The sequence below is a fragment of the Nocardiopsis sp. TNDT3 genome (assembly GCF_003427465.1).
GTDB lineage: Bacteria > Actinomycetota > Actinomycetes > Streptosporangiales > Streptosporangiaceae > Nocardiopsis > Nocardiopsis dassonvillei.
Genome location: NZ_QPFC01000068.1, coordinates 1 through 10493, shown reverse-complemented (window position 1 = coordinate 10493; position 10493 = coordinate 1). Strand labels below are relative to the sequence as shown.

At 72.9% G+C, this 10493-nt stretch carries 10 protein-coding genes; 3 read left to right on the top strand and 7 right to left on the bottom strand.

Annotated features, from left to right (window positions below; translation table 11 throughout):
- Positions 1 to 261 precede the first annotated feature (261 nt).
- The gene (locus DQW06_RS02025; RefSeq protein WP_117197861.1) at positions 262 to 741 is read left to right on the top strand and encodes an NUDIX domain-containing protein; all 480 of its coding nucleotides are present in this window, start codon (positions 262 to 264) and stop codon (positions 739 to 741) included.
- 285 nt (positions 742 to 1026) lie between these two features.
- Here DQW06_RS02025 and DQW06_RS02020 read toward each other — a convergent pair whose 3' ends face one another.
- From DQW06_RS02020 to DQW06_RS01990, 7 genes are all read right to left on the bottom strand, one after another.
- Positions 1027 to 1854, bottom strand: a complete 828-nt coding sequence (locus tag DQW06_RS02020) for an ABC transporter ATP-binding protein (RefSeq protein WP_117197860.1) — start codon at positions 1852 to 1854, stop codon at positions 1027 to 1029.
- A complete protein-coding gene (locus DQW06_RS02015; RefSeq protein WP_117197859.1) occupies positions 1851 to 2999 on the bottom strand; it encodes an iron ABC transporter permease in 1149 nt (382 codons plus the stop codon). Before DQW06_RS02015 ends, DQW06_RS02020 begins: the two co-directional genes overlap by 4 nt.
- The gene (locus DQW06_RS02010; protein WP_117197858.1) at positions 2996 to 3808 is read right to left on the bottom strand and encodes a trans-aconitate 2-methyltransferase; all 813 of its coding nucleotides are present in this window, start codon (positions 3806 to 3808) and stop codon (positions 2996 to 2998) included. The genes DQW06_RS02015 and DQW06_RS02010 overlap by 4 nt, the downstream gene beginning before the upstream one ends.
- Positions 3808 to 4839, bottom strand: coding sequence for an ABC transporter substrate-binding protein (locus tag DQW06_RS02005; RefSeq protein WP_117197857.1), 1032 nt, complete (start codon positions 4837 to 4839; stop codon positions 3808 to 3810). The genes DQW06_RS02010 and DQW06_RS02005 overlap by 1 nt, the downstream gene beginning before the upstream one ends.
- 195 nt (positions 4840 to 5034) lie before the next feature.
- Positions 5035 to 5685: a bifunctional 2-polyprenyl-6-hydroxyphenol methylase/3-demethylubiquinol 3-O-methyltransferase UbiG gene (locus DQW06_RS02000; RefSeq protein ID WP_013153681.1), complete on the bottom strand. Its 651-nt coding sequence runs from the start codon at positions 5683 to 5685 to the stop codon at positions 5035 to 5037.
- 634 nt (positions 5686 to 6319) lie between these two features.
- Positions 6320 to 8248: a S9 family peptidase gene (locus tag DQW06_RS01995; RefSeq protein ID WP_117197856.1), complete on the bottom strand. Its 1929-nt coding sequence runs from the start codon at positions 8246 to 8248 to the stop codon at positions 6320 to 6322.
- A 126-nt stretch (positions 8249 to 8374) separates the two neighbouring features.
- The gene (locus DQW06_RS01990; RefSeq protein WP_117197855.1) at positions 8375 to 9115 is read right to left on the bottom strand and encodes a MerR family transcriptional regulator; all 741 of its coding nucleotides are present in this window, start codon (positions 9113 to 9115) and stop codon (positions 8375 to 8377) included.
- Positions 9116 to 9380: 265 nt separating this feature from the next.
- On the opposite strand from DQW06_RS01990, the gene DQW06_RS01985 reads away from it, so the two are divergent.
- Together DQW06_RS01985 and DQW06_RS01980 are read left to right on the top strand one after the other, a co-directional pair.
- Positions 9381 to 9614 (top strand): (4Fe-4S)-binding protein, encoded by a 234-nt coding sequence (locus DQW06_RS01985; RefSeq protein ID WP_117197854.1) that lies wholly within the window; start codon positions 9381 to 9383, stop codon positions 9612 to 9614.
- Positions 9615 to 9677: 63 nt separating this feature from the next.
- The coding region (locus DQW06_RS01980) for an NADP-dependent oxidoreductase (RefSeq protein WP_157983323.1) at positions 9678 to 10493 on the top strand (816 nt) is incomplete at its 3' end.

Here is a 10493-nt window from a genome sequence, read left to right as displayed (position 1 = left end):
GGGTGGGGGCCGGTCGGAGGGGAGGCGGGTGCCGCTCGCCCGCGCGTCCGCAAGGAGGGTACGGGCGCCCACCGACGTTCCGGTCCCCGGCCGGCCCCGGTCTCCGTGACACCGCCCGGGTCCGGGAAGGCGCGCAGAGCCCCGGCTCCAAGGAAGCCCCCCGGCGCGGCCAGGACCCCCGGCCCCGGACCGGGTCGCCTCCGGGACAGAGTTCTCTCGTCCACCGGGACGACCGGCTCCGACCAGGGCAGGATCACGGACATGCCCGAGATCATCAAGCAGAAGGCCCGCGCGATCCTGTTCGACCGGCAGGGGCGGCTGGTGCTCATCAAGCGGACCCGTCCGGGCCGCGCCCCCTACTGGACCACGGCCGGGGGAGGCGTCGAACCGGAGGACGCCTCCGTGGAGGCGGCCCTGCGCCGCGAGGTCCTGGAGGAACTCGGCGGACGCGTCGACCGGGTACGCGAGGTCGTGGTCCTCACCGACGAACACCCCGAGGGGACCCTCGTCCAGCACGTGTTCGTCGCCCGGTTGACGGAGACGGACCCCTCCAGCCGTACCGGACCGGAGTTCTCCGACCCGACGCGGGGAACCTACGAGACCGTCGTCCTCCCCAGTACGGATACAGCCCTTCGGAGCATCAGCCTGCTCCCGGACTCGCTGGCACGGTTCCTGGAGGACAACCTGCGCGACCTGCGCGACCTGGTGGCCGATCCCCGCACGGAGACGCCCCGCGGGTGAATCCGCCAGCCCGGACCGACCGGACAGCGGTGGAGAACCCGCCAGAGGGACACGGCTGGCGGATCGGGGACACCGTGCGCCGCGGAACGCGAACGGGGAAGGTCCCGTCGTCCCCGCGTGCGCGGAGCCCGGGACCCTCCCGTTCTCTTCCGGTGTGCGCGGCTCAGATCACGGAGCCGGGCCCCGGCCGGGGCCGCCCGCGCCGTCCCGTCGACGGTCGCTGCCCGTCTGGCGGGCGATGAGCAGGCCCCGGGCACACGGCCGCGCGAGGCCGCGCGAAGCGGCTCACTCCGTCTGCCGCCGGCGGTGCGGCCCGGGATCGGGCACCGGTGTCGAGCGTCCGGACACGCCGCCCAGGTAGGTCACGACCGGCGCTCCCGTGTGCGGAGAGGTGTCGACGACGGCTTCGACCCCGTAGACGGAACGGACGAGCTCGGGTGTCAGCACGGCGGCGGGCGTGCCCGTCGCCGCGATCCGCCCGGCGTGCAGGACAGCGACCCGGTCGCAGTAGCGTGCGGCCAGGTTGAGGTCGTGCAGGGCGGTCACCACCGTCATGTCGAGCGATCGCAGCAGGGTGAGGACGTCGAGCTGGTAGCGGATGTCGAGGTGGTTGGTCGGCTCGTCCAGCACGATCACCTCCGGTTGCTGCGCGAGCGCGCGGGCCAGCTGGGCACGTTGCTGTTCACCGCCAGAGAGCGTCCGCCACGACCGCGACCGGTAGGCGCGCATCCCGGTGAGGGCGAGCGCCTGTTCGATCGCGGCACGGTCCTCGCCGTCCAGCCCGGCGAAGGTGCCGCGGTAGGGCGTCCTGCCGAGCGCCACGGTGTCGTCGACGGTGATGTCGGTGTGCACCTCGGGTGACTGTTCCACGATGGCCACCCGCCGGGCGACCGCGCGCCGGGGCAGGGAGCGGACCGGTTCCCCGCCCAGGAGCACCGTTCCGGCGTCCGGACGCCGGAGCCCCGCCAGGATGCGCAGCAGCGAGGTCTTGCCCGCCCCGTTGGGCCCGAGCACGGCGAGCACCCCGTTGGAGCGCGCCCGGATCGAGACCCCGTCGAGGATGCGTGTCCTGTCGACCGACCACGTGATGCCGTTCGCCTCCAGTGCCGTCATTGCCGGGCCGCCCTTCCCAGGACGACCGCGAACACCGGTGCGCCGAGCAGCGCCGTGATCACTCCCACCGGGATCTCGTGCGGCGAGAACGCCGAGCGGGCGAAGGTGTCGACCCACACCAGGAAGATCGCGCCCCCGAGCCCGCTGAGGGGGAGCAGCAGGCGGTGCGCGGGCCCCGCCAGCAGACGCACGACGTGCGGTACGAGCAGCCCGATGAACCCGATCGCCCCGGAGGCCGCGACGGCCGCCGCCGTGACGAGCGCGGTGAGGACCATGAGCGCCACCCGTGCCAGGGTCACGTTGATCCCGAGCGAGGAGGCGGTGTCCCAGCCGAAGGTGAACGCGTCCAGGGCCGGGGCGAAGAACAGGCAGCCGACGGCGCCGAGCACGATGACGGCGGACGCCACGAGCAGCGGCTCCCAGCGTGCGCCTCCGAGCGAGCCGAGCAGCCAGTACGTGAAGCCCCGGGTGGCGTCCGCGTCGCCGTCGAGCATCAGCACGAGCGAGGTGATCGCGGAGAAGAACTGCGACACCAGCACACCGGTGAGCACCACGCGGGCGGGGTTGGAGACGCGTCCGCCCCCGATGAGGACCAGCACGATCGCGAAGGCGGCCAGCGCCCCGGCGAAGGCGCCCGTGGAGAGGGTCACCGCGCCCGAGCCGAGCCCGAGCACCATGATCGCGACCGCCCCGGTGGACGCCCCCGAGGAGACCCCGAGCAGGTACGGTTCGGCGAGCGGGTTGCGGGTGATGGACTGCAGCACCGCGCCCGAGACCGAGAGCCCGAGACCGACCACGGCGGCCAGGAGCACGCGCGGCAGACGCGACTCCCAGATGAGGGCGTCGATGAGCGGCGGCGCCGCCGGGACGGGGGCGAGGGCGCCCAGCCCGATGTTGCGCAGGATGATCCCGAGCACGTCGAGCGCCCCGATGTTCGCCGTGCCGACGAAGGCCGCGACGACGATCGTCACGCACAGCGCGAGGACGAAGGCGGCGACGACGAGGGACGAGCGCAGCCTGCCCGGTGTGCGTTCGGGAGGGACCTCGGCGCCGCCCGCCGCCGCCCCCGACGCCGGCGGGTCGGCGTCGGGGAGAGCGTCCGCGTCGGGCGGACCGGTCCGCGAAGGGTCGGTGAGTCTGGTCATCTCAGCGCGAACACCACGACATCGTCGTAGTACCGCCAGATGACCCCGGTTTCGGCGAATCCGGCGGTACCGAGCGCTTGCAGGTGCAGTTCGAGCGGTGCGTGCGGTGTGGGCGGGCGGTCGGCGAAGCGGCGCTCGCGCTCGGCGTGGTGCTGTCCGAACGCGTCGTGCGCGACGGCGTCCGACCACCACTCGTCCCAGGTCCGCACACCCCGCGAGTGCGCGTCACGCTGGGTGCGTTCGTCGTCGGCGGCCGCCGCCCCGGTGAGGAACGGCTGCGAGCGCGGGTCGTAGCGCAGGTGGTCGGCGTTCATGAAGACGCCGTCGGCGGGGAGCAGGGCGCCCAGGGCGTCGTAGACGGCGACGAGCTGGGCCGGCTCCAGCCAGTGGAGCACGGTCGAGGAGACGGCCACGTGCACCGGCCCCTCGGGCAGTCGGGCCCTCCAGCCGGGTGCGGCGAGGTCGGCGTCGACCGGCGTGAAGCGTGAACCGTGGCGCTGACCGAGCCATGAGCCCGCGATCGCGAGCAGCACCGGGTCGTAGTCGACCCCGATCACCCGGGCGCCCGGGAACCGGTCGAGGACGCGCTGGGAGAGGCTGCCGGGGCCGCACGCCAGGTCGAGAACGGTCATGCCGGTCCCGTCGGCCCCGAACGCGTCCGAGGAGGCGCAGGTCCGCGCGATGACGTCGAGCATGATCTCGAACCTCTGCTCGCGGTGGGTGATGTAGGCCGCCTGCTGGGCGTCCCAGTCACCGATGAGCCGTTCGAGGGCGTTCCCTTCGAGGGTGTTCGTGGTCGTGGTCGTCATCACTCGATCTCCATGTCGATGAGGCCCTGCGCGATGGTCGGGACGGCCTGCACGCTGTGGACCGACGGGTCCATGTGCTGCCCGGGGACGACGATGAAGCGGTCGTTGACGACGGCGTCCATGGTCGAGGTCAGGGGGTCGTTCTTGAGGAACTCGATCTTCTCCTCGGCCGTGTCGCCGGGGTATCCGCGGCTCAGGTCGGCGAGCACGAGCACGTCGGGGTCGCGCTCGGCGACCTCGTCCCAGCTGACCTCCGGCCATTTGGTGGAGGCGTCGCCGAAGGCGTTCTCTGCGCCGAGCATCTCGGTCACGGTCTGCGGGAGTCCGCCGGGTCCGGCGACCGACGGGGTGGAGGAGGACGACGCGGTGGAGTAGAACCAGACCAGGCTGGGCGTGCCCTCGATCTGTTCGGCGGCCTGGAGTCCCTCCTCGACCACGGCCCGCTGCTCGGCGACGAGCTCTTCGCCCGCATCGGGCACGTCGAAGATCCGGGCGATCGTCTCGATCTCGTCGAAGAGCATCTCGAAGGTCGCGCCGCCCTCGACGGCCTCGTGGTAGGTGCAGTCGAACTCGCTCAGGTAGGTCGGGACGCCGAGCTCGTGCAGTTCGGCGCGCTCACCGGCGTTCTCGGCGGTGAGGAACGAGGCGAAGGACGAGTAGACGAAGTCGGGCTGCGCTTCGAGCAGGGTCTCGTGCTTGAGCAGGCCGTCCGTGAGCAGGGGGATGCTCTCGTAGGCGTCGGCGATGTCGCTGGGAACGGGGTCGGTCTCGTACGAGGTGCCCGCCATGCGGTCGGCGAGGCCGAGCTGGACCATGATCTCGGTGGCCGACTGGTTCAGCGAGACCGCGCGCTCGGGGGCCCGCTCGACGGTCACCTCGGTGTCGCAGTTCTGGATGCTGAGGGGGTAGGAGGTCGTGCCCTCGCCCGCTGTAACCGCGGAGTCGGTCCCGGAGGCGGGTGCCGCCGCGCACCCGGTCAGGGCGAGAGCCGACACGACCCCCACGGTTCTGATAATGATTTTCAGATTCATGCCGGTAGGCTACAGCGCCTCCACCACCAGCCCGTACTCCACTGCGTGACGGCCGAGGGGGCGCCCACGGCATCCCGCGGGCGCCCCCTCCAGGGCGCGGGCCCCGGACGGAACCCGAAAACGCGACTCCGGAAGAAGCGGGACAAACCATCCGGGACGCCCGTTTCCCCACGGGCGCCACGGATTGCGGGACCGTCAGGCGGAGTGGCGGCGGACCACGATCACGTTGTCCGTGACACCGGCCGTCGTGCCGTCGGGGCCGTTGGCCACCCGTTCGGCGCTCTCGCAGCGTTCGGTGGTCCAGCCGTCCCCGAGCATCAGTGTGACAAGGGTCTCCTCCGGCGTGGGGAACGTGGGCTCCTCGTCCCCGAAGCGCCAGGACCAGGGCGCGGTGGACGCGTGGTCGACGAGTATCAGGCGTCCGCCGACCGCCACCTGCCGCGCGGCGCGGCGCAGGACGTCCTCCCGGCCGAACGCCACCGGGCTGTGGAAGTAGCAGGCGTAGACCAGGTCGAACGGTCCGGCGGGCAGCGAACGGGACAGGTCGTGCCGCTCGGCGCGCAGGCGGTCCAGGCCCTGCGCGGCGGCCATGTCGGCGATGCGCGCGACCGCCGTGGCCGAGACCTCGGTCGCGGTGACGTGCCAGCCCAGGGAGGCCAGCCACCGGGCGTCTCCGCCTCGGCCGGAGCCGAGATCGCAGGCGCGGCCCGGCGCCAGTTCGAGGTCGCGCACCAGCTCGGTGAGCCGGACGTTGGGCGGGGGCGCCGTGACGGTCTCGGCCGACCGGTGCAGCGGTTCCCAGAACTCGGCGCTGGGTGAGGTGGGGTCCTGAGCGTCATGTGTCATGGGGCGATGCTCACCGACGCCCGTGATTCCGGACAAAGAGTTTTGCCATACCGGCAAAAGCGCAGGCCCTGGGCGGGCCGCCGAAGCCGCCCCCCCCCCGGACGTCGGCGCCTCCCAAGCGGCCCTGTCGGCTCTCGCGGCGCGGAAGCGCGTCACGGTCGATGACAACGGCGATCCCCCCGGTGGGCCGAGCCGTGTGGGATCAGGACGGCCCGCCGAGCGGGGACACCGCGACCGGCCCGCGGGCGCGGACCCTGCCGACCTCGGTGTTCCCCCCGGAACGGACGTCCCCGTACCCTCCACAGCCCTTCTTCGAGTGACCCAGCACACTCGCGTTTCTATAGAAAACGATTATCGTTTTCAAATAGCATCGCAAGCGACCGCGCGGGCCCGGGGCACGACGGACAGATCACACCCTGCCGCCTCGGGACGCGCGGTCACCACGCCCCCGACCGAACAGGTGGGCGCCCGGCCCAGCTCCCACCGGCCTCTCGCCCGGCCCCGGGAGCGGGTCGGCGCCCACCCGTTCACGAGGGAGGGGGCTCCCCCGGGTCCGCCGCGACGCGTACACGTGTCCGCACCCCGCGGCCTCGGGCGTCCGTGCGGCTGGACGCCGTCGGCAGGTCGCCGCGGGTCAGGACCCGGTCGCGGACCGCCCGCCCAGGTGGCGGGCCAGGAAGCGCTCCAGCCTCCCGTACAACTCGATGTTGCTGTCCGGGTTGGTGAACCAGTGGCCCTCGGTCTCGTTCAGCAGGTACTCGACCTCGGCGCCGCGGGAGCGGAGCGCGTCGAAGACCCGGTCGGAGTTGCGCCGGTGGACGCGGACGTCGTTGGCGCCGTGGATCAGCAGAACCGGCGCGGTGATGTCGTCGACCCGGCTGATGGGCGAGCGGGCGAGCATGTCGGCCCTCTGGCGGGGGTCGTCCGGGTCCCCGATGTAGCGCAGGTAGCTGTTCTCGACGGTACGGCGGGCGAACGGGACGACCGACTCGACGAGGTCGACCAGGTCGGACATTCCGGTGTAGCTGACCGCGGCGGCGAACCTGTCCGGGGTGAACGCCGCTCCGACCAGCGCCGCGTAACCGCCGTAGGAGCAGCCGTAGACCGCCACCCGGTCCGGGTCGGTGTAGCCCTGTTCGACCGCCCAGTCGAGGGCGTCGATCAGGTCGTCGTGCATGCGCCCGGCGAACTGGCCGATCGCGGCCTGTGTGTGGGCCTTGCCGTAGCCGGTGGAGCCGCGGAAGTCGACCTGCAGCACCGCGTAACCGCGGTTGGCCAGGAGTTGCACCTCCGGGTCGTAGCACCAGCTGTCGCGGTACCACGGTCCGCCGTGCACCAGCAGCACGGTCGGCAGGTCGCGCGGTTCGACCCCGACCGGCAGGGTGAGGTGGCAGGGCAGGGCCAGGCCGTCGCGGGCGCTGACGGTGACCGGGGTGACCGGGGCCAACTCGGCCGGGTCCAGGTGGGGGAAGGGCCGGAAGAGGCGGCGCGCCCGTCCCGTGGCGTGGTCGTAGAACCAGGTGACGCCGGGGTCGCGGTCGTGGGTGAAGTCCACCACCCAGCGCCGCGCCGCGGTGTCGCAGGAGACGTGGGCCAGGTCGCCGTCGGACAGCTCGGCCAGCCGCGGCAGGACCTCGGCGAAGCGCGGGTCGAGCGCGTGGATCTCCTGACGGGTGCCGAGGTAGCGGGCGCCGAGCAGGTCCCCGGTTCCCGGGTGCAGGATCAGCGAGGACGGGAAACGCGGGTCGGCCTCGGGGCGCGGGGTGTCCAGGTCGAACACGGGGTGGCTGTCCACGCCGGCCTGCTCGCCGGTCTCCAGGTCGAGCCGGACCAGGCGGGTGCGGTCGGAACCCCGCGACGAACCGATCCACAGTCCGTTCCCGTCCGGGGTGAGCACAGCCGGGAGGATGCCGAAGAGGGCGTCGGTGCCGGGGAACCGCGCGATCGTGCGCCGTGCGCCCTCGGTGTGCTCCGACAGCACGTGGTCGCCTCCCTCCTCCATGGTGAACGCCAGCAGCCGGTCCGGGGTGCGCAGCCAGGAGAGGACGTCGCCGGGGTTCTCCGCGGCGGTGGTCAGGCGGCCGGTCTCCAGGTCGAGCTCGAACAGGTCGGCCAGTTCGGGACGGCGCATGTTGAGCTGCACGAAAGCGGTGCCCGGGCGGTCCGGTGGGAGTTGCGCGCCGAGCAGCCGCACGCCCTCGAAGGGGGTCAGGTCGACCGCGGGCTCGTCGGGCCGGTTCGGGTCCACGCGGTGCAGGTGCCAGTTCTCGTCGCCGTCGGTGTCCTGCTGGAACAGCAGGTAGCGGCCGTCGGCGGTCCAGAAGAAGGCGTCGATGTTGCGCCGGGTGTCGGAGGTGACGCGCCGGACGCCCGGGGCGTCGGCCTCGTGTACCTGGTCGGGGGCGGTCCAGTCCGAGTCCGGGTCGCGGACGAACACGTTGAGCCGACCGCGCCAGGGAGCGAGGTAGGCGACCCTCGTGCCGTCGGGTGACAGAAGGGCCCGGCTGCGGACGGGCGGGCCGAAGAACTCCTCGACGGTGATCAGCTTGGGCGGAGCGGTCATGGCGGTTCCTCGTGGTCGACGGGTTCGTGCACGCCCGAGTCCACTCCCCGACGTCGCGTCACACTCAAGGCCGGAGGGAGTGACCCGCGCCACACCCGCTCGTCGGCCAAGCGCTCCGGAGCCCGGTCAGACCCCGTCCGACAGGGCCAGCCGCCGCTGGACCCGGCGCAGGACGCGGTGCTGCACGGGTCGCAGGGTCCGTCCGTTCAGTTCGTCCATCAGGGTCGAGGCCCGCGCGTCGGACGGGAACAGGCCGGCCAGGCGCGCCACCACCGGTTCGAGGCGCGCGACCAGATCGTCGGTCAGTGCCGCCACGTCCTCCTCGGGGGTGTCGGGGCCCAGGGCGTAGAAGCGTTCCGTCAGCGGTGCGAGCGCGGCCGTGCCGTCGTCCACCTCGCCGAGCAGGGCGGCGAGTCCCGCCGGACCGTCCCCGCCGAGCAGATGTCCGACCAGGACGAGCTGTTCGTGCTCGTAGCGGGCCATGTCCTCGGGCATGTCCGGGTCGGGGGCGGAACGCAGCGCCGAGAGCTCAGGCGGCAGGTCGGGCGGGGCGCCGCTGCGGCGCAGCGCGGCGATGCTGGCGCGGCGGGCGAGGAGCCGTTCGACCTCGGCGGCAGCCCGGCGGTCGAGTTCGTCGAGCAGTTCCTCCGCGGCGGCCGGATCGTCCAGTACCGCGGGCAGCGCGGACAGCGGTACACCGAGGGCGGTCATCCTCGTGATGCGCAGGAGCCGGACGAGGTGGCCCACGTCGTAGCGCCGGTAGCCCCCGGCCGAGCGGGGCGGCTCGGGCAGCAGTCCGATCTGGTGGTAGTGGCGCAACGTGCGTACGGTGACGCCCGCCAGTTCGGCGAGCTCGCTGCTGAGCATCGGTCGGCTCCTTCGGCTCCGGTTCGCGCGGGTGGCCGGCGGCCCCGGACGGCGGTTCCGCCCCGTCGCGTCGACGACGGTAGCGCGGGCCCGGGGTTCTGTGGTCGACACGGCGACGGGGAAGGGTGCGCGGAGCCGCGCAGGGGCCCGCCCGTCGCGGGTTCGCGCGTTCTCGACATATGCCCTTGGAGCGGATAGCATACCCAACCTAGTTGATGCATCATCTAGATTGGGCGGCTGTGAAGCCTGGGCGAAGGGGACCGCAGTGAGCGGCGGACACGGCAAGAAGGCGTACGAGGGGGAGTCGATCACGGTCACCTTCGAGGCGGAGCGCTGTCAGCACGCCGCCGTGTGCGTCAACGGCCTGCCCGAGGTGTTCGACACCCGGCGGCGCCCGTGGATCCAGCCGGACGGCGCCGCCGCCGACCGCCTGGCCGAGGTGATCCGGCGCTGCCCCTCCGGCGCGCTGCAGTACCGGCTCGCGGGCGGCGGAAGGTAGGCCCCCGGCCGACCCCGCACGCCCACCGCGCGAGCACCCCTTCACGAGCTTGGAGCCCAGCAGATGCCGCTCGCAGCGCAGTTCCACGAATACGGCAGCATCGAGTCCCTACGCGTGGTCGACGTTCCGCCGCCCACCGCGGGCCCCGGACAGGTACGGCTCGCGGTACGGGCGGCCGGTGTCGCTCCGGTCGACTGGAAGATCCTGCACGGCCACCTGGGCCGGGTGGCGCCCTCCCGCCTTCCGCTCGGTCTCGGCTTCGACGTGGCCGGGGTGGTCGACCAGGTCGGTACGGGAGTGGCCGACCTGAGGGTCGGTGACGAGGTGCTGGGGGCCGCCGCCACGCCCTCCTTCGCCCAATCGGCGCTGGCCGACCCCACGGTACTCGTCGCCAAACCGGCCTCGGTGCCCTGGGAGGTCGCCGGGACGCTGGCCGGTTCGGGCATCACCGCCTGGGAGGTGCTGAACGAGCTCCGGGTCGCCGAGGGCGAGACCCTGCTCGTCCACGCCGCCGCCGGCGGCGTGGGCACGTTCGCCGTGCAGATGGCGGTGGCCCGCGGGGCCCGCGTCATCGGTACCGCGAGCGAGCGCAACCACGAGCGGATCCGTTCGTTCGGCGCGGAGCCGGTCGCCTACGGCGCCGGACTGGTCGAGCGCGTACGGGCCCTCTCCCCCGGAGGCGTGGACGCCGTCCTCGACGCCTCCGGCCGAGGCGAGATCCCGGATTCGGTCGAACTCGCGGGCGGCCCGTCGCGCGTCCTGTCCGTCGTGGTCCAGGACCCCGCGGGGACGGGTATCCGCACCCATGTGACCCAGCCGGCCGTGGACGGACGCGAGGCCCTCCGCGACATCCTGGCCCTGATCGAGGCGGGCCGGCTG

Coding starts and splice junctions, on each gene's coding strand:
- DQW06_RS02025 (WP_117197861.1), top strand. CDS start 262: ATGCCCGAGATCATCAAGCAGAAGGCCCGCGCGATCCTGTTCGACCGG.
- DQW06_RS02020 (WP_117197860.1), bottom strand. CDS start 1,854: ATGACGGCACTGGAGGCGAACGGCATCACGTGGTCGGTCGACAGGACA.
- DQW06_RS02015 (WP_117197859.1), bottom strand. CDS start 2,999: ATGACCAGACTCACCGACCCTTCGCGGACCGGTCCGCCCGACGCGGAC.
- DQW06_RS02010 (WP_117197858.1), bottom strand. CDS start 3,808: ATGACGACCACGACCACGAACACCCTCGAAGGGAACGCCCTCGAACGG.
- DQW06_RS02005 (WP_117197857.1), bottom strand. CDS start 4,839: ATGAATCTGAAAATCATTATCAGAACCGTGGGGGTCGTGTCGGCTCTC.
- DQW06_RS02000 (WP_013153681.1), bottom strand. CDS start 5,685: ATGACACATGACGCTCAGGACCCCACCTCACCCAGCGCCGAGTTCTGG.
- DQW06_RS01995 (WP_117197856.1), bottom strand. CDS start 8,248: ATGACCGCTCCGCCCAAGCTGATCACCGTCGAGGAGTTCTTCGGCCCG.
- DQW06_RS01990 (WP_117197855.1), bottom strand. CDS start 9,115: ATGCTCAGCAGCGAGCTCGCCGAACTGGCGGGCGTCACCGTACGCACG.